General features: G+C 42.5%; 20 protein-coding genes. 15 read left to right on the forward strand and 5 right to left on the reverse strand.

Annotation, left to right across the window (positions count from 1 at the left end; genetic code table 11):
- Positions 1–46: 46 nt before the first annotated feature.
- A complete protein-coding gene (locus tag F2B13_RS20410) occupies positions 47–205 on the reverse strand; it encodes a hypothetical protein (RefSeq protein WP_198439733.1) in 159 nt (52 codons plus the stop codon).
- A gap of 224 nt (positions 206–429) precedes the next feature.
- Here F2B13_RS20410 and F2B13_RS09985 point away from each other — a divergent pair, with 224 nt between their 5' ends.
- On the forward strand, positions 430–1,167 hold the full coding sequence (locus F2B13_RS09985; RefSeq protein ID WP_198440102.1) for a hypothetical protein: 738 nt from the start codon (positions 430–432) through the stop codon (positions 1,165–1,167).
- 8 nt (positions 1,168–1,175) lie between these two features.
- Complete coding sequence (locus tag F2B13_RS09990) at positions 1,176–1,769, forward strand: hypothetical protein (RefSeq protein WP_149274938.1); 594 nt, start codon at positions 1,176–1,178, stop codon at positions 1,767–1,769.
- An 11-nt stretch (positions 1,770–1,780) separates the two neighbouring features.
- Here F2B13_RS09990 and F2B13_RS09995 read toward each other — a convergent pair whose 3' ends face one another.
- The gene (locus tag F2B13_RS09995) at positions 1,781–2,287 is read right to left on the reverse strand and encodes a FlgO family outer membrane protein (RefSeq protein ID WP_149274939.1); all 507 of its coding nucleotides are present in this window, start codon (positions 2,285–2,287) and stop codon (positions 1,781–1,783) included.
- 375 nt (positions 2,288–2,662) lie between these two features.
- Here F2B13_RS09995 and F2B13_RS10000 point away from each other — a divergent pair, with 375 nt between their 5' ends.
- Together F2B13_RS10000 and F2B13_RS10005 are read left to right on the forward strand one after the other, a co-directional pair.
- Positions 2,663–3,121: a hypothetical protein gene (locus F2B13_RS10000; protein WP_149274940.1), complete on the forward strand. Its 459-nt coding sequence runs from the start codon at positions 2,663–2,665 to the stop codon at positions 3,119–3,121.
- A 260-nt stretch (positions 3,122–3,381) separates the two neighbouring features.
- Positions 3,382–3,987, forward strand: a complete 606-nt coding sequence (locus F2B13_RS10005) for a DUF4403 family protein (protein WP_149304088.1) — start codon at positions 3,382–3,384, stop codon at positions 3,985–3,987.
- 164 nt (positions 3,988–4,151) lie between these two features.
- Here the strand turns inward: F2B13_RS10005 and F2B13_RS10010 are convergent, their stop codons facing one another.
- Both F2B13_RS10010 and F2B13_RS10015 read right to left on the reverse strand, forming a co-directional pair.
- Positions 4,152–7,253, reverse strand: coding sequence for a hypothetical protein (locus tag F2B13_RS10010; RefSeq protein WP_149304089.1), 3,102 nt, complete (start codon positions 7,251–7,253; stop codon positions 4,152–4,154).
- Positions 7,254–7,503: 250 nt separating this feature from the next.
- Complete coding sequence (locus F2B13_RS10015; RefSeq protein WP_149274943.1) at positions 7,504–8,256, reverse strand: hypothetical protein; 753 nt, start codon at positions 8,254–8,256, stop codon at positions 7,504–7,506.
- Positions 8,257–8,652: 396 nt separating this feature from the next.
- Here F2B13_RS10015 and F2B13_RS20415 point away from each other — a divergent pair, with 396 nt between their 5' ends.
- The 5 genes from F2B13_RS20415 to F2B13_RS10030 all read left to right on the forward strand — a co-directional run bounded on the left by F2B13_RS20415 (position 8,653) and on the right by F2B13_RS10030 (position 12,590).
- Positions 8,653–8,808, forward strand: a complete 156-nt coding sequence (locus F2B13_RS20415) for a hypothetical protein (protein WP_198439734.1) — start codon at positions 8,653–8,655, stop codon at positions 8,806–8,808.
- Positions 8,809–8,890: 82 nt separating this feature from the next.
- Positions 8,891–10,837, forward strand: a complete 1,947-nt coding sequence (locus tag F2B13_RS10020) for a hypothetical protein (protein WP_149304090.1) — start codon at positions 8,891–8,893, stop codon at positions 10,835–10,837.
- Positions 10,838–10,847: 10 nt separating this feature from the next.
- The gene (locus F2B13_RS10025; RefSeq protein WP_149274945.1) at positions 10,848–11,513 is read left to right on the forward strand and encodes a DNA-binding response regulator; all 666 of its coding nucleotides are present in this window, start codon (positions 10,848–10,850) and stop codon (positions 11,511–11,513) included.
- Between the two features lie 99 nt (positions 11,514–11,612).
- Entirely contained in the window at positions 11,613–11,762 is a 150-nt protein-coding gene (locus F2B13_RS20420) for a hypothetical protein (RefSeq protein WP_198439735.1), read from the forward strand.
- A gap of 375 nt (positions 11,763–12,137) precedes the next feature.
- A complete protein-coding gene (locus tag F2B13_RS10030; RefSeq protein ID WP_149274946.1) occupies positions 12,138–12,590 on the forward strand; it encodes a ferritin-like domain-containing protein in 453 nt (150 codons plus the stop codon).
- Between the two features lie 261 nt (positions 12,591–12,851).
- Here F2B13_RS10030 and F2B13_RS10035 read toward each other — a convergent pair whose 3' ends face one another.
- Entirely contained in the window at positions 12,852–13,136 is a 285-nt protein-coding gene (locus tag F2B13_RS10035) for a DUF2188 domain-containing protein (RefSeq protein ID WP_149274947.1), read from the reverse strand.
- Between the two features lie 390 nt (positions 13,137–13,526).
- Here F2B13_RS10035 and F2B13_RS10040 point away from each other — a divergent pair, with 390 nt between their 5' ends.
- The 6 genes from F2B13_RS10040 (at position 13,527) to F2B13_RS10065 (ending at position 19,360) form a co-directional block, all read left to right on the forward strand.
- Positions 13,527–14,243, forward strand: a complete 717-nt coding sequence (locus tag F2B13_RS10040) for a response regulator transcription factor (protein WP_232622941.1) — start codon at positions 13,527–13,529, stop codon at positions 14,241–14,243.
- Between the two features lie 173 nt (positions 14,244–14,416).
- A complete protein-coding gene (locus F2B13_RS10045; protein WP_149274948.1) occupies positions 14,417–15,019 on the forward strand; it encodes a DUF4255 domain-containing protein in 603 nt (200 codons plus the stop codon).
- 13 nt (positions 15,020–15,032) lie between these two features.
- Complete coding sequence (locus tag F2B13_RS10050; protein ID WP_149274949.1) at positions 15,033–16,277, forward strand: hypothetical protein; 1,245 nt, start codon at positions 15,033–15,035, stop codon at positions 16,275–16,277.
- 21 nt (positions 16,278–16,298) lie between these two features.
- Positions 16,299–18,389, forward strand: a complete 2,091-nt coding sequence (locus F2B13_RS10055; RefSeq protein ID WP_149304091.1) for a phage tail sheath family protein — start codon at positions 16,299–16,301, stop codon at positions 18,387–18,389.
- A gap of 50 nt (positions 18,390–18,439) precedes the next feature.
- Entirely contained in the window at positions 18,440–18,868 is a 429-nt protein-coding gene (locus tag F2B13_RS10060) for a phage tail protein (protein ID WP_149274951.1), read from the forward strand.
- Between the two features lie 24 nt (positions 18,869–18,892).
- A complete protein-coding gene (locus tag F2B13_RS10065) occupies positions 18,893–19,360 on the forward strand; it encodes a phage tail protein (RefSeq protein WP_149274952.1) in 468 nt (155 codons plus the stop codon).
- The last annotated feature ends 1 nt before the right edge of the window (position 19,361 follow it).

The following is a 19,361-nucleotide window of genomic DNA, read 5'->3' on the forward strand; positions in this document are numbered from 1 at the left end:
AAAAAGACGGGCATTACACCCGTCTTCCATAGAATGGTATCTGAAATTAATCGCCTCCGGGCTCATTTTTATCTTTTTCATCATCACCTTCGGTTGCGACAGTTTCGATTTGGAGCTCATCTTCGGCCAAGTCTTGTTTGGAGCATGCGGTAAAAGTGCTTCCTACTACAAAACTCATTAAAATAATTCGCATCACATTTCTCATTTTTCTCTTGATTTAATGGTTATTAATTCAGTTAAAAAATGAGGGCCCTCAATTTGTAATCGTTTGCTTCGCAACGTCTTACGAACTAATTACACCACAAAGAAAGGGTATGAAGGCCAGTGGTTTAGGACATCTTGCAATGTCTGGGACATTACCCAATGTCTCCCTTCGTTATAATTTTTTTTATAGCGCTTAATTTTTAAATTTGGGACTAGCCAAGAAAGATGACCAAGGATAGTTTTATCGCTTACCTCTATTTGATGGAAAAGATTTTTCCGCCCGGAGCATCCCCAAAACGCAACTTGAAGACCAAAAAGTTGTTAGAAGACTATTACGCCCAACACGATCAAGAGGCCAGTGGTAAAGATTTTCGCAAAACTATCGATAGAAATCTTAACTATGTTGAGGCAATCCGTATAGGTTCCGTTAAGCAAATCTATAGTCCGAAACCGGGGTCGCTACAAGGTTTTATTGCGTACTGTAATGCGAAGGACCTGAGTGAACGGCCCATTTCACTGGACGATCTTACAGGGAAATCAAATTCGATTGGGGACTATACTTTGCAAGAGCCCCCCACCGAAGCAGTGATGGAGCGATTGTTTCCGAAACTGCCTGAAAAGCTTGAAGGCATTGAGAACCGTATTTCTAGAATTGAACAGTTTATAGCCAACAATGATAGTTTCGTAGAAAAGTTGTTAAACAAACAGAACGATGCATCAAACCCTACAACAGCCTATACGGATCAAAAACTTTCGCTCGATTTCTTAAACTTTCTTCAACAGGAGTTATTGGAGACCAAAAAGCAATATCAACGTGCCAAATTTCTTTATAGAAATTTAGGAGCTGTGGGGCTGTTTCTTGTTCCCTTAAAATATGCCCTATCGGATGACGCTTCTATTTTAGGGGGAATGCTTGAGGCATATCCGGATTTTGATGACGATTTCTGGGATGATTGGATTTAATCGAGACCATGGATTTAAAAACAGAGCAACTTATAAAAAGTAGACTTGGCCTAATATTAAAGGTACTATTGATTGCCGTGACGTTGTTCAAGTTGTCCGAATATATTTTTACTTACCATGGAAATACTTCCACTATGCCGGATACCCAGCCTAACAAATCCGCAATGGTCGATACCGTGAACGTGACAGATACATCTCAAGATCGTTCTATAATTGAAAAAGGTGAACCGATGCCGCACTCTGCGGGTGTTTACATATTTGGCCCTTCAGGACTCGACCGTCAAGCCAGCCGCCACATAGGCGATACTTTTTTTAAAGAATATAAGAGAATGGCCATACCGTCTGACTTACAACATGAAGCCTTGTTGTCAGGGAATTTTGAGTCGGCCGCCAATACCGAATGGGTGTGTGTGGGGACGATAGATTACCATTTTGATAACGACGGACAGAAAACGACCTGTGAAGTACGCTTGAATTTCGATACCTATAGTGCCCTGACCGGGGAAAAAGTGCAGGGCCTTTCCCAATCGATACTGCGTTATGGTATCGGCTTTTCGAATTCCCAGGCCAAAAGTGTCGCTTTAGAAAAGATACACCCGTAGTAAGGCGTAAATCAAAGTTTTCCGAGGCGCTGTGCAATATTGGCGTTCATCGGCAGGGTTCCGACGCTACCGGCAAACTGAAGGGCAGTTTCCGTGTCCAGTACTTTTACCCGAAGCCGTATTTCCGAATTGAAAATCGTATAGGTGCCTATCACCAAGGCATCGGCAGCACTTATTTTTCCCAGCTGTTTGGTCGTCTTTTCATCGATATAGCCCTCTGCATTTAAGCGGTGTTCCTTCAATATAACAGTAAGGTGGTTCCGCTCGACAACGGCAAAGCTCTCGGAATGGTTCACGAGATAGATAGAAAAATCGTCTGTCAAAAAATTACCGAAGTCGTTCTGTTGATTGTCTTCGGAAAGGAATCCCCAAACGGCCACCTTACTTATATTTTTGGTGTCTATTTTTTCTGCAAGCGCTTGGGCCATGGCTTCAAGCTGGGTGTCAAAATCTTGCGCATTCATTCTACTTTCCGAGATAAAGAGAAGAAGAACAGGAAGTACGATTCTAAGTTTCATGGTAGATTGTCTAATGGTTCGAAACGGTACAAGGTCTGTATTTTAGAAGTGAATCGCAAGTACTTACGGTAACCCTTACCCATTTTGCCAACATCACTGCTATGGGCAAGCGTTTTTTCCTTCGCGATTTCTCCATTCGTCCCCTAATACTTCCCTTTCGTCTAAATAAACCATAAATCTCCTGTTCATTGTGGGTAACCGTAAAATGAACTGGTGGGTTCGATTTAGGTTTGTGAGGTAGGCAATCAGAATCCCGATAAGGGACCAAAACGTGCCACGGCCTTGACAAGATACCGGCGCGTTCCATACGTGGAACAAAAGGGTAGGGAGCGAATTTTATACCAATTATATAATTAATGACTAAAACCAAAAAAGATGAGAACACGAAAAATCCAACTAATTGTACTGTTTATAACCTTGTTAGCTGTAGGATGCTCCAAAGATGACGGTCCCTCCCGAAACGAAACCAGTATTATTCCACCCACCTTTCAAGATCGCGATAATGAGAATTTAGGCACGATTACCTTAGAGAATCGGGAAATTATTATTTCAATATGGGACCATGGTAGAATCGATGGGGACATCGTATCCATTTTTGTAAACGGGAAGGAAGTCATCACCGAACGAACTTTGGAAGGCCCCGCAAACACCTATTCCATCAGTACTACCCTGGAGTATGATGGCTACAATTACGTGTTGCTCTATGCCCATAACGAAGGAAGCATTTCACCGAATACGGTCTCTATGTCGATCGACGATGGCAGTAATATCAAAGAGTTTGTACTAGAAGCCAATTTACTAACGAACGGGGTCGTGGATCTTGTAGTGAACTGATGAAAAGACTAGGGTGCGGCTGTAGGGCGAATACCGCTCCCAATGCTGCGCGGGCATCTTCAAAATCTAGTTTTTTAGGGAACAAGGCCCTAAAAATGCCCAAGGGGATTTACAGAACAAAATGCCTATGTGTTAATGGACAAGGTTTTGGAACTCATGGAAAAATAGGATACGCCCAGGGAGCTTACATCGGGGTAGAATATCTTAGCTCGGGGTCGTTTTCGAATCAGTATCTTTATACCCTCTGTTAATGCTGAGCTATGAAGCCCGAACCCCTACGTCTGAAACTTCCCATCAAAATATCCTATACGGTCTTACGGCAATTGATGGATGTGAAACTTATGGGCATGGAATTAGGGTCGAAAGACCGTAAATATGCCAAAATCATAGGCATCCAATTGGAGGTTAGTCCCCTTCCGGATTATGATGTAGTACTCGGGTTGCGTATCGCCCTGCATCGCAAAATAGTAGGTTTTAAGGAGATGCCCATATACTTACATGGATCGTTGCAATACGATTCGGTTACGGAACAACTCTCGATCGGTACTTTTAAGATGGATTCCAAGAGCCGGAATTTTTTATTGGACAAAGCCTTGGAAGCCTTCGCCAATAGATTGTACTATCGTAAGATTCTAGATGCGGCCTCGGTCGATATGAAGGAACTGATACGACCCCAATTAGTCAAGTTGAACCAAAAGCTTGAAACGGGGGTGTCCCTCGTAAAAGGAACCCAACTTTATGGTGTATTGGAAGGCCTTTCGGTAGCTGCTTTAGAGTCATTTAACGACCATATTACGGTACACGTACTGGTTTCCGGTACCGTCGAAATGACCTTGAAGGAACTACCCCCAAGGGATTTTGATTAAACTGGATACTCCGAGTGTATTGAAAAGGCATTTGAAAGAAGTAGTGGAGAATTTTGTCCCATTTTGTATACGTTCGGAATATCGGTTTTCGAAGAGTAGGGCATGAAGTGCGCACCGAAGGGGTTGTTTTGAACTATTTTGGAAGGCTTTGTACTCTTTTTTAATTACTCCTTTTTTTCTTTGGGTAATTTTTCTTTCGTGCTATACCTCGACACTGCTCTTCGCCTTACTTTATTTTGAAACACGGTATCGATTACTTCTTTGGTAGTAATATAATCGTCCAGAATACGTTGCAAGGTGTTTTTGACCGACGCGTGTTGATTGATCATGGCTTCTTGATAGCGAACGGCGGGTTCGCTCAGTAAACGGGCCAAAGGAGGCTGAATGACACCCCATTTGGGCAAGTCATAGGCCTTATAGGCTCTTAGCGCCGCGTCGATGGAATCATTATGCAGCGCTATGCGTTCCATCAGGTCCAAGGGTTCCGGTATCTCCCCGTTTAACGCGTTTTTGACCTTTTCGTAACTGAGTTTATGGGGCATCATGATCAGTTCGACGGCATAGCCGCGTGCCCTTATTTTCTCCAAAATGAAACGGGGTAGTTTATCGATGGACGCTACCGTGCCGATAATCGAACCGATTTCGCTCGCATCATTGATGCTTTTCGGTTTGAGGCCGTATTCCTTTACTTTTTGGGCAATATAGAAATCCTCGGAATTGATGATATTGATGAAGACGGGGTTGATCTTGGTTGCATAAGCTTCTGCAGTATCCCGTATGATTTCGTCGAAGACCTCCAAAGGACTTAACATGCCCGAATTATCGAAATAGCCGCCGTCTAAATAACTGCCCTTCGTACGTATTTTGGCAGTGGGACTAAAAAACGGGAACCGGTTGGTCGTAGAGATGGCCCCAAAATAAGTCAGGGTGCTATCGCTCAGGTTATCCTTAAATTCGTTGATAATCCGTGCTCCTGCGAAGGTAGTCTCAGGAAACTGTACGGATACGGCCAACCCTTGTTGCCCACCGACGGCAGTGGTATTGATAATCAATAAGGGAAAGGTGCTGTCTCGCTTCTCGAAGATATCTAACCAATATTCATCAAAGGCAAAGGTGTTGTATGCTTTCATTCCCGTGTTCTTTGCATGTTCCTCCATGCTTTTATAAGAGCGGTCCCGGCCCTCGTAATTCGAAAAAGGGAAGTATTCCCGAACCAGATCGCGACCCAGCAGATAGGTCAATTCGTTGGACAGTACATTGGAATTTCCGATGTTGTCAATGCCCTTGGCAATGGCCAAACTATCATGCTGTTCATAGAGCAGGGAGGCGAAATTACCGATACCTACGGCACCGCCGGAAACCCCGGAAAGGACCAGGGTACGATTCAAAAATTCTTTGTTCGAGGCATTCTCCAATCGATTCAACAGCAAAAGGTTCCAAAGATTGGCTTTCAAGCCTCCACCGTAAGAACCTACCAAAAAGTAATTTTCGGTTCCTCCTCGGGGTATATGCTTGGTCATCGTATTGAGGTAGGTCTTATGGGAAAGCGGATTCGGTTTTGTGCGCGCTACCAATGTCAGTTGGTGCAGATCATTGGGAAACATAGCGGTGAACACCATCCATCCCAACAGAAAAAAGAAGGCCAGGGGAATACCGTATTTGAAAAAGTTACGCCCTTTGAAGTTGCTTTCCGGCCGCCTATGGTAGTAGAGCACATGTTTAAAAATGATTACGAAAAGGGAATAGAAAAAAATGATATAGAGCAATATTATAACCAGCGGATTAAAAAAAGTAGCGACCTCGAAAATCGAATTGGCGAGAATCAGGGAAAAGAAGGAAAGGAGACCACAGATTTGCATTAGCCGAAGGTATCTGACGTTATCGCTAAGCTTTCCGATAAACTTACCCATTTTCGTATCGCCGCGCGTAGCGTTCGGATCGTACTTTTCGAAAAGTTTCATGGTAGTATCACTGTACATCTCGGTATGATGGGTTTTGAGCGATTCCCAGCGGTACACATATTTAAAGAATGTACGCGCAATTTTGAACATCACATATAGGAATACCTGAAATCCTGCCGAAATCAAAAAAAGTACGATCGTCCATCGGTTCCAGTGTAAAAAATGGGCAACAAGGGCGGTAATAAAGACCAAAAACGTACTGATGACGAAGTATTTGGGGAACCAGGTGACGTAAGAGACGATCTCTTTGACCGTTTTTTCCTTGATCGCTTCCGATACCTTTTTGTCCGCCAGTGTATCCTTCCAATTATCGTATTTTTTACCGTCCAAATAGTACTGGAAAAGCGTCACGACCAATACGAAAACGGTCAGGGTGAGCACATCGAACTGTACTTCAAAAAATTGGGAGACAACGCTGAACAGAATATTAAATACGGCAACGTATAACAGAATGCCTAAACTTCTGCGCATCGCCTTTACCATTTCATTGTCGAAGGAACGGTTCAATGCATCCTTTCCCGAGATGCGTTTATAGTAAATAATTCCGAAGCCTAGAAAACGTAGCTTTTTGTCCATTTCTAAATTCACACAGGTGTTATCGCCATTCATCCAGATATCGGAGTATACGGGGTAGTGTGAAATCATAATGGCCAAAAAAGCCAATAAAAAGAAGAGAATAACGATATTCGAGGGACTGTAGAACAAGTCTACAATAATGGTTCCACCTTGGGGCATCATGGTGATCAACAGATAGATAAGCACCAAAAATAGGATACTGAAAAGGGAGGTCCACACAAAGCGTAAGAAGGATTTCAAATGGGGAAGAACGTATTTTTTCAGCCACCAATACATCAAAAAGGACAAGCAGATGGCGTAGGCCAGCATTTTTCCGATATATATAGCTTCAAGGTAGCGGCCCCAATAGAAGAGATAGCAAAGCCCTTCGATGCAATCTAAAAGAAAGGCGAGGCCCGCAAAAAAGATATAGAATTTGGCGGCCGAGGTTTGATACTCTTGATAATTCAAAAGATTATGGCCCTTTTCATCCTTTACCGAATACCCGATGATGAGCAGCAAGTAGAGTCCCCAGAAAAAATCCAATACAAAGTAAATACGATAGGGGATGAGGCTTTCTTTCTTGATGATTTGGGATACCGCATCGAAGTTGTCGAACAGGCCATGTTGAGGGGTGGAAATGTAATCGTTGATCCAGAAAAAACCGTTACACACCAGAATCAGAAAAGACAGGATAATCCATATGGCAATAAGAAAGTTTATTCCTTGGTTGAACCATTTGTTAAACATAGGGTTGGTTTTCGGTTGTAAGAAAATAGTTGTGGGGAAGTGGTTTAAAGATAGTTAAAAAATAAAGTGGTTTATGAATTAGGCACGAAGGTTCTCGTACTGATTTTTTTTCGATTATTTTATTAGGGTGGAGCTATAGTCAATAAGCCAAGAATTCAACATCGGTATAGCCTACCTTTTAGTTTACCAAAAATCATCTAGAAAATGGATTTGGAGCCTTAATGGTAATCGCCACGATATCGTTCTGGCTTTATTCCATTGCATATACCTCTTCATAAGAAGGCTTTGGAATATCTTTCTGCACAAGTTGAGGTAAAATAACCTCTAAAGGTTTTCCGATGTGAGGTGACATCCATACCCCCGTATAGTATTTGATCGTATCGTTCCGATTTTCAGAGTACCAAATAATAGGCGTGTCTTTTCCGATCATGAGGGGATGGGCACCATCGATCGGAAGCTTTTTTAAATCTAGTAGGTGGTGGTGCCCAGGGCATGTAGTTTTTGTTCGAACCATGGCGGAGGGCAGTATATTATTGGCAAGTACAATATATAGGGTGTCGGCGAAAGGGATACATTCCTTATGCATGGCGCTTGAATACACATCCTCCTGTATATTTCTTCCATTTAAAAGAATTGAGGCCAGGGTGGCTAGTAGTATCATACTTCCCACGCTTTGCATCGAACTGTGCAGTATTGCTGATTTTTCTATCCGCTTTGTTTGCTTCGTTAAACCTGCTTTCCGTGGTTGATGTCTGACCCAATAATCCTGGTAGTTCGCATACCCCAAATACCTACATAGGTATTCGATACTTTCGGCCTGGGGCCGTCCATACTTCTTTTTACCGCTCACATAGCTGTCATAAACTCGTTCAAGGGTTTTCGAACTCAGACCGATCCGATCACTAATATGCGTAGCCAATGCAAACCGTGTATGCGAGGCATGTTCTTTTTTGGCTTTTTCAAATGCCTCTCGAACTATTCTTCCTATGATTTTCTGATCCATATTCTTTAGTATTCAGATTTTTCAACGTGCCTTTTTCAGATAGGGTAATAGGTAACCCTAATCTCAGATCAGACCGTGTCTATAAGATGTCTATAAGATGTCTATAACAAGTCGAATACGTGTCTGCGATCGTTGCCCTCACATGAATTTATTTTACCCAAAGATTGATGGCCGCTATACTTTACTAACATAGCCCTTCTTGAAGAATCTTTCTTACGGAATTCCATAATGCAGTCGGTAAATGATCCGATAGGGAAGTAGGTCATACACCACTGCAACGGGAATTCTACTTCTCAAACTTGGGGGAGACGTCCCCTCTTTTAGTGCGATAAAGTATCGCCAAATACACGGAATAATAACCTGGACAGCCACAGGTACGTCCAAAATTCAAAAGAAATGAAAAAAATAGTTATCGCCGTTATGGCCATAGGATTGAATACGTTTTTGTTATCGTGCAGTGACGATTCTATCACCGAAACAGATGGAATCTATACGATTCATGCCACGGAAGGGGATGATGCCGATCCGCCTCCACCGCCACCGGGTGGCTAACCCTTAGTGAGAATAATTTTTGTTACTTTGAGCTATGCTTGACGGCATAGCTCATTTTGTTTCAATCATTAGGTGCCTTGCTTTGAGAAAACTGCTATTATTATTTTTTATCTGCTTGTGGGTCTCCTGTGAGAACCGTCAGGACCATGACCTCTCTCAAAACGATACACGTGGTGATAGTGTAGGGGTGTATCTCGACAAGGCCAAAGATAAGACCCTTCCCTTGAACCTAAGAAAGAAGGCCATTGATCGAGTCCTAGTACTGGTGGAGAAGCAACCGCTTGATACCATGTTTCCCCTAATACTTTACCAAAAAAGCCTGATTCATTTTTCCGCTGGGGAATATGACAGCCTCCTGAACTGCCATCAAAGGTTTATCGACTTAACTCCTCAACACCAAAATGACTCCATCCTTGCCGAGCAGCATTATTTGATGGGCTATTACTTCAATGAGATTACCCATTCCGATAGCAAAGCGGTATTCTATTACACGAAATCAAAGGAATATTTTGAACGCATCAAAGATAGCCAAGGCATCGCCAAAAATCTATTAACCATTGGAACCATTCAAAAGGACAAGAACGATTTTTTCGGGAGCAAGGAAACATTGGTAGAGGCCCTAAAGTTTTTGAATGTCCGGAAAGATCGTAATCTAATGGCCTATGCGTACAATGTATTGGCTACGGACCATAGAAAGCTTTTAAACCTTTCGGACGCCATTACCTATTACAACCGGGCCATTGCCACTACTGATTCTGAAAAAGACAAACTACTCTTTAAAAACAATTTGGCCGTAACTTATATGGACGATAACAGTTACGATAAAGCTATCGCTACACTGAGCGGCATTCAAGAAGATTCGTTATGGCTTGATAACCAAATTGAAAAGGCGCGGGTGTTGGACAATCTGGCCTATGCCCGTTGGTTGGCCGGTCATGCTGTAAGTGCGGAAGACTTCAAGGTACCCTTGCATCTACGAAAGCAAAATAAGGATCGTAGGGGCCAGATTGCAAGCTATACTCATCTCGGGGAGTATTACGCCCAAAGTAAACCTCCCCTTGGTAAACGCTATTTCGACTCGGTTATTCAGTTGTCAAAGCTCTCAAAGATACCTCGGGCTGAAAAGGATGCGCTAAAGTTTTTAATGCGTTTGGAACCCGACAATGTACAGTTTCACGACCGATATATAGCGCTGCAAGACAGTCTCTATGCGCAGGAATTACAAGTGAAAACACAATTCGCCAAGTATAAGTACGATGATAGGATCAAACAGGAATCCATTCAAAGCTTGGAGCTGGAAAACACGCAGCGGGCCATGGAAGCCAGTCGGCAACGTGCGTATAAAATCATGTACCTAGGCGGGGTCTTTTTCATGATATCTGTCTTAGGGTTCACTTTTTTCATCTTTGTACAGCGCACCAAACGCCTAAAGCAGGCCAATAAGATCGCACGATTAGAGGCGATTCATGATACAGAGGCCGAGCTTTCCCGAAAGATTCACGATGATCATGGTGCGGAGCTCAACAAGGCCATGCTAATGGTTCAGAACGATGTAGATAAATCGGTAGTGTTGGATAGTTTGGAAAAATTGTACCATCGCAGTAGGGACCTCGCCCGGGAAATCAATGAAGTCGATACCGGGCCCCATTTTTGGGAAGGGCTGGTGGCCATGCTTACGTTTCGAACCCCGAATACGGTAAAGTTGTTTTTAAGTGGCGGGAAGGAAATCGATTGGGCTTCCGTAGCGGGTCCTACGAAGACGGTACTGTATAAGGTACTGCAAGAATTAATGATCAATCTCGCACGACACAGTGACGCCAATGCGGTCGCCATTACGTTTCAGATTCACGAAAAAAATCTTTTGGTCGGGTATGAAGATGACGGAGCCGGGGCGACCCAAGAAGCGTTGGTTATGAAAAATGGACTCCGGAATACAGAAAAGCGTATTCAAGCCATACATGGAAGTATTATTTTTGATACGGAGAAGAACGGTGGCTTTAGGGCCGAAATTCAAATTCCTATCAAATAAATGTCCCATTATGTTCAACAAAGTATTGATTGCCGAAGATTTTCAAGATACTAATCTGGGTATCGTTGATACCTTGCGCCGTGAATTGAAGATCGGCGATATTCAAGAAGAGCTCTATTGTGACCGGGCGATGAACCGGCTCAAAGTGGCGCTTGCGACTAAAGCCCCCTTTCCGCTTTTGGTCACTGACCTCTTTTTCAAGGAAGATCATAATGTGCGCAAGCTTACGTCGGGCAAAGAACTGCTACGTGCCGCTAGGGCCTTGCAACCTTCGATAAAGGTGATCGTAAATTCAATGGAAGATGATCCTAAAAAAATACAGTCGTTATTCGAAGAAGAGGGCATCAATGCCTATGTCTGTAAAGGACGTTATGGACTAAAGGAACTGATATCGGCGGTCGAACATGTCTATCGGGGAGAAACCTTTGTGTCGCCCCAGATTCAATTTCAAAACGGAGAGAACGTATTCGAACTGGATAATTTTGACCTTGATATTCTCAAGGACTTGGCCAGTGGGATGACCAAAAAAGAGATTTCCGAAAAGTTGAAAGGCAAGAATATTACCCCTAATAGTGAGAGTACCATCGATAAAAAAGTCAGTAAGTTATTTGATGAATTTGGTGCGAGGAACACCAATCATTTGATAGCCAAACTCGTGAGGGAAGGTAGAATTTAGAAGTGAATAAAGGCCTTCTCCATTTTGCGCGATTACGGATATCTGTAAGGGATTTTCTTTTCAAGGGCTTAGGTTTGAAACCAAATCAAACGCTAGTCAATGACCGTGAAACATATTCCAACAGATGAGGTACATAGGGGTTATATCGGTGGAAATACAGCCTGTGGCATTGATATCACCAAGCATCCCAGTCATTGGATACTAACAAAGGAAGAAGTCACCTGTACCAAGAGAGGATGTACTTCGTAATGGATCGACCGACTATTTTGGTATTGATCACAAATAGCGCGGTAGAGATAGATCGTACTTTTTAGGGCTAAAAGAGAAACCATTACTATAACTATAAACAGAAAGGAGAACGGCAAAAAGCCGTTCTTTTTTTATGGAATATAGTGGAGGAGCCCTACGAAATTTTATCTCAGGCAATTTTCGTGGGGGTCAAGTGGGGTATTTAGGTGGGCTTTTGACCTCATTCTACTTCCATAGTACATTAGAACATGGTACCATAGCATTACCATCAACAATTCAGGGTAATGGGTCAACCTACAGTAGGGTTTTTGTTTATGTTATGATAACAACTTCAAACAGTTGGAAAGAAAGACAATAACATATAAATCGAATAGTATGAATGAAGATGTAAAAAGAATACAAAAAAGACTGCAAGAGGTCATTGAAAAAAATGAGGATGCCATCAAGGGGTTTCAAAAAGCAGCGGAGAATGCCGAAGACCAAGGAATCGAAAGATATTTCACGGGCCGGATCGAAAAACGAAAGCAATTTTTGGTACAACTTAAAAATGCGGCAGTGGAATTAGATTTGGGTGACAGTGATATCGATGGAAGTACCAAAGGCAGTATGCACCGTACTTGGATGGATATCAAAGCGTTTTTCTCCGGTGACGATGACGAAGCCATGCTCGAAGAAGCGATACGGGGCGACAAGGCGGCTATCGAAGAATACAATGAAGTTTTGGGCGACACCCATGTGCCCGCCCGGCTAAAGGAAATATTAAGGGAACAGCGCGATGCCATTCGCAACGACTTGGAGACGTCTAATGTGCTTGAAGATTTTAGGTAAAATAAAAATAGAGCATGGAAATCGCTATTGCGGTTTCGCTTTTCAGGTATTAGAAAAGCTACCCAAAAAGGGGTAGCTTTTTTTATGGAGCCTTGCGTACCAGAACCTAACGCTGAAACCGCTAATAAACTATGGCTTTCCTGGGAGAATTGGAGGTCATCGCGTTAACCGGTATCCAAGCCCAGAAACAGCATGTGTTGCTTCAAACCGGGTTTTGGCGAGGTGGAAGGCCGAAATCAAGGTTGTGCCAGATAAAAACGCTTACTCCCCATAACTCATTCGATCCCGAATCTCCCCGTTTTCCCGATGAATAATGACATCGGCCTTATATTTTTTAGCTAGGCTTTTGGCCTTACGAATCGCGGTGCTCTGTTTACGGTGCTTGCTAGTGATCCGCTGATTGCCTTCACGGCGTACGGCCCAACCTTCTTCATAAGGCACCACATGTTGGTGCCAAGTTCGGCCTCTTTGATTCCTTTGAGCGCTGTTGAAAAAGACTTCGACAAGATCAATAAGGGCACGTAACCATGATTTAGCTGTTGACATAGGTGGTGTTTACTGTTTTTCGAAGATATCAATATTTCTGCTTCCCTCCGTTTTATAGAATGACCCTATAGTGTTCTCCTCACTTTATAGGGTACCTTCTTTTTAAATATACCCTTCGATAGTTATAGATATCAATGGCGTATTCAATTTTCTCAAACGTTTCTACATGTCGATAATTCATAGAGGATATCCATTGCCAAGAAAGTGGTCTTTTGATTTCAAATGGTGATATCATGGGCAGTGAATCGGAATCGTATTTATTCTAGGCGTTTTTCTTTAAAGAATACTAAAGGGAAATATGACATTTACTGTGTAAAAATCACCATCTATAAAGGCTACCATACCATCTACACATTCCTTAAGAATTACAAATGCAATATTCAATAAATTATGGGAAATTACCTTACCCCAATGAACCTTGTAGAAATTGAGAAGGGCCTCAAACCGTTCGCCTCTTATGAAAGGAATATGACTTCCAAAGTCTCCGACATCTTGGAGAAGTGTGAACGCTCTGAAAATTTAATGATTGGTATTTATTTGATTGAACATGACCACTTTTTGTATGTCAATCAAAACCTAAAAAAAATGCTGGGAGAAGGTGCGGGAAGATTATTGCAAGAAGGATGGCCTTTCTGGCTTTCTCGAATTGACCCCGAAGAAAACGGTTGGATTGAAGACCGCATAGTCAATTTCTGGTCGTCGCCATTGAATAACAACCCACTTTCAATGCGGTATCATATTACTTGTCTTAAGAAGAAACGCGTTACGATTAAGCATGAAATCATAGTTCATAGGTTGAACGGGCTCAACTTGGCCATTAACTATTTCTTTGATGTCACGGACATTGAACGTATTGAGGGGTGCTTCTCTGTAGGTAAGGATGCGAATCCGAATATATGTTCAAAAAACCGTTGCACTACTATTTCTTCACGGGAAAGGGAGGTGCTACATCTCGTCGCAGATGGATTTTCTTCAAAGCAAATTGCAGATATGCTTTTTATCAGCAACCATACGGCCATATCGCACCGTAAAAACCTTATTGAAAAGTTTGGTGTTAAGAACACGGCCCAACTGATAAAAACAGCTTCGAAGGTTATGGATCTATAAAGATCTGTCTTCAAAAGGAATAGGTGGTTTTATAAATCCCCATTTTTAGGGATTGCACTGTACGTAATTTCTTTAAAACTTGTTAGTGCGTTTAATTTGGTCCTCAATACTTTGTGCAAGACCTAATGTCGCCCATAAACCACTCCCCCTTTTTTTAAATAAATCATTCTCATATGATCGGTAAAGCTTTGTCATTTATCGAAGAACAGACCAATTTATATTTTCAGGGCCTGCTGGGTGCCTCCACTCAAAAATATGCCGTGCTCGGAAATATAGCCAAAATCATGGACGGCGGAGAGGGAGGTGAAGGCGAAGAAAGTACCGGTGTCATCATTACCTTAGTAAATATAGAAGAAGACCGCATTTCGAAAAACCCTGACGGTATGTACCGGCAGGTAGATACCGTGATAAGGTCTAATCCTAAAATACTACTAAATCTATATGTATTGTTTTCTGTGAACCTAAGTGTCTACGATACCTCGCTCAGCAGAATTTCCAATGTGGTACAATGCTTTCAAAGCAACAACTTCTTTACGCAGGCCAAATTTCCCTCACTTGATCCTAACATAGAGAAATTACATCTAGAGCTCTATACGATGAATTTTGAACAGGTAAACCACCTATGGAGCACCCTAGGTGGAAAATATATGCCTTCTGTATTGTATAAAATGAGAATGGTAGTCATTGCAGATAAAGCTAACCAAACAGAGGGTGGTTTGATCACTGAAATCGAGATGAAAAAAAGCAGCCTAGCAGGCCCTTTACAAACAAGTTAAAATTGGTTACATAATGAAATATAGTCCGGTATTTACAATAGAGATCGAACACGATTATTTTACCGTGACTAAACCCGGACTGCTCCGTATTGTACCGACCCGAGCTACCGAACGCATTATGAATGGCGCAGGACTCATAGCCAAGTTTTTTCAAAATAAGCTCTATGTGCTGGTAAGGCATTTGGATGCTACTACACCTCAGTTACAACTTGCCAATGATTTTAAGCTGCAATTTTTCCTTGAAGTGATTGGATATGATTTTACAAGGGTAACCAACTACAAGACCACCGATCCTTACAATACCAAATTATTTTTTAGCAATACCAATTCTATTCTGGACGGTAGCGACAAAGAAATTGAGAATGAATTGTACCTCCATGAAAAACTGCCCCAGTTCAATGCGGCCAATGAATACAGGTACAATGATTTGGTAAGAAGTGGCTCCGATACGGCGTATGAGTGCCTGGTTAAGGTCGATGCCGGTACCGGTAATTTAAACAATGGGGCTCAGTTTAGAACTCTTGAAAAAGTAAGCTATGTTACCGAGGCAACGAGTTTGGTATTTACCGGAGCTGAAAAAACGATGCCGTTGCAAGTACCTTCGACCGGAGTTGACATTAAATACTTTCAGTATGATCCGTCAACACAATTATTTGACAAAGAAGTAAAGAATACGATTATCGGCCCAGCCGAAAACCCTCAGAATGAACTTATAACAAATGTGCCCTTGAAATTTTATGATGAGGGGAACATACCCTTCTCCGAAGGTATTTACCGGGTAACCCTAAACACGCAGGAAGAATTTCTCTATTTCAGGTTGACAAACGATTACCAGCCTTACCTGGGGTTGATCAACATTCATAATGATGCGATGGCAACGGAAGCCAAGTATCGTTTTTTACAAGAAGATGGGTCCTTTTATACCGTTGCCCCTGACCATATTGAAATTGAAACCCGAAATTATAAAATTCGATTTGCTCCGGCACAGTACCTTTTAAAGTATGTGTGCAAAACCAATACGGTAACCGACATTTCCGACGATGATGGAACCATAGAATTTATAAAGCTTCCGGTAGCGGGAACTGAATTTCAGAGCAGATTCCCCGTTCGGATGAACGAAAAACCCATCGACACGATTACGGTCTCCCTTTCTGGTTCGGATGATTTGCAGCACACAAGAATACCTGGATACAGCGACCTGTCGGTAACTACCGATGCGAACAAATACATAGTAAGTGAAACATTTTTGAATTTATAAGAACAAGTAAAATCAGATATTATGGCCAAAGTTTTTAAAACACCGGGAGTATATGTTGAGGAGATTCCGAAACTACCTCCCTCCGTTGCCCAAGTAGAAACCGCAATTCCTGCCTTCGTAGGATATACTGAAAAAGCGGAGAAACGAGGGGAATCCCTTCTTTTGAAACCCACTCGTATCTCTTCCTTATTGGAATTTAGGGATTTATACGGGGGCGACCACCCGATAGATACTATATCCGTGGTTTTGGACGAAACTAACAACTATGCTGTTGAGAGTGTCAGTATTGCCAATACTGAGCGTTACCTTATTTATGATAGTCTTCGATTGTTTTTTGACAATGGGGGCGGGGATTGTTACATAGTTTCCGTTGGCCTTTACGGAACCGCACCTGCATATGGTGATGAAAACGCTACTCCCCCTACAGGATTGAGGGCCGGTGTGAAAGCCCTTGAGAAGTATGATGAACCAACAATTATCCTTTTTCCCGATGCGGTCAATGTGGTTACCAGTGGAAGCGACGATGCCAACTTCTATAGCTTACAGCAAATGGCGCTCGAACAATGCGCCAAGTTACAGGATAGGGTGGGTTTGTTTGATTTAAAAGAGAACATTTCCGGCAATGATTTAGATATTGCCATCACAAATTTTAGGAACAACATTGGTATCAACAATCTCAAATACGGTGGGGCATATACACCTTATGTCATAACCACGTATCCAAGAGAGATAAACCTTGAATCATTTGCTGATAATATTGATGATTCTTCCGGGGATATTACGCTAGATCAATTGTCTTCTGACAGCGAACATCTGGATTTAATCAATAGCTATAATGAAGCCCAAAGTGAAGCTGATCTTGTAGAAGCCACTATTACTTCTATCAAGCGTGCCAATACCTCAGACGGCATTTTTGATGATTCGGTGGCAGTTGCCGATATGCCCGCAACGATCAAGGAGAAGTTTCTTGGGTATAAGACTAGTGTTGACAATGCCGCTGACTCGGCTACTGTACTTCCGGCCATTCAAGGGTTATTTGAATTTTGCAGGAATGCAATAATGAGTTTTCAAGACCTGTACACCGACCCCAATGTGGTAGGAACAAAAATAGCACCTGATATCAATACTTATGCCTTGTCGAGTAGCATGTGGCGCGGAGCCATAAGGGGCATCGTAGCTATTGAAAAAAATGCGGACGTCTTCCCCTTGAACGGCCTTACAGGGGTAACTGATATTTATCCCCTATACCAAGATGGATCCGGTGCGGCACCAAGCACAATTTGGGTGGATTCCGCATTATCGGGAATAGCGGCTGGTACTAAAGATTATGGAGACCCGAACGATGCGAATGAGCATCCGACTATGGCCAGACAGGTGGCAAATGATGTTTTGAAGGAATTTGAAAAACTCATTGCCTATGCCGATGCCATTTCCGGAGCAGCAACAGGGTATAAAAAGGCGGCACAAGATGCACTGTATGAAAAACATCCGGTAGTCAGCAATATTGTCAAGCACATTACAAAAAGTATTAATACCGTTCCGCCCAGTGGTGCTATCGCTGGAGTGTATGCTAAAGTAGATGGTTCTCGTGGGGTATGGAAAGCACCTGCCAATGTGAGCTTAAATTCGGTAAGCCAACCTTCCGTTGTTATAAGTCATGAAGAACAGGCCAATATTAATGTGGATGCGGTTGCCGGTAAATCGATTAACGCGATACGCACCTTCATTGGAAAAGGCACCTTAGTGTGGGGTGCTAGAACCTTGGCCGGAAATGATAACGAATGGCGTTACATCAGTGTTCGACGCTTCTTTAATATGGTTGAGGAAAGTTGTAAAAAAGCGACGGAGCCTTTTGTTTTTGAGCCGAACGATGCCAATACCTGGATCAAGGTACAGACCATGATCGAGAACTTTTTGACCATTCAGTGGAGACAGGGTGCTTTACAAGGTGCCAAGCCTGAACATGCCTTTTATGTGGCCGTCGGTTTGGGAAAAACAATGTCGGCAGTTGATATTCTAGAAGGTAGGATGATCGTGGAAATAGGAATGGCCGTTGTTCGACCTGCTGAGTTCATTATCCTGCAGTTCTCCCATAAACTTGCTGAATCATAATAGCTTGAATGTAAATAGTCACATATTAATTCATAACAAAAAGAAGTATCATGGAAACATATCCATTAACAAAATTTCATTTTAGGGTAGAATGGGGCGGAAGCAAAATAGGATTCACAGAGGTTACCGGTCTTGATTTTCAGGTAGAGCCGATCGAATATCGTGAAGGGAGTAGTCCCGAATACCATAAAATTAAAATGCCGGGCATGCAAAAGTTTAGCAATATCACTTTAAAGCGGGGTACGTTCACTGGCGATATCGAATTCTATTCATGGATGAAGACCATAAGTCTTACCAAAGTTGAGCGTCGCGATATCACAATAAGTCTCTTGAACGAAGAGCATGAGCCTGTCATGACCTGGGGCATTAAAAAAGCTTTTCCTATAAAAGTTCAGGCTAGTGATTTCAAATCAGATGGTAATGAAGTGGCAGTGGAAACCCTAGAACTAGCCCATGAAGGACTAAAGATTATTGAATAAGGGCTAACCGCTTAAGTACCAATTGTGGCTAAAGACGATTTTCATACTGCTGGAGGGTACTACCCGCCCGTTGGCTTTCACTTTAGAGTAGAGTTCATCAATGTCGGTAACGACAATGATGTGCGCTTCCAAAGTGTGGGCGGACTCAACATGGAGCTAGAGGTAGAGAATATCAAGGAAGGGGGGCAAAACCTTTTTGAACATAAAATTCCTGGCCGAAGCAAATTCTCCGACCTATCATTGAAAAGGGGGCTTCTTCTAGATTCTGACGTTATCAAATGGATCAAAAGTGCTTTGTACGACCGTGAATTCAAACCAGCCAATATGAATATCAGCCTGTTGAACAGCGAACATGAACCATTACTTACCTGGCAGGTATTCAAAGCATGGCCGCGAAAATGGAGCGTGAGCGATCTGAATGCCACCGAAAATTCAATTATGGTCGAAACTCTTGAAATAGCGTACAACTATTTTACCGTACAAAAAGGATAAT

The organism is Pareuzebyella sediminis, from assembly GCF_008367235.1.
Taxonomy (GTDB): Bacteria; Bacteroidota; Bacteroidia; order Flavobacteriales; family Flavobacteriaceae; genus Pareuzebyella; species Pareuzebyella sediminis.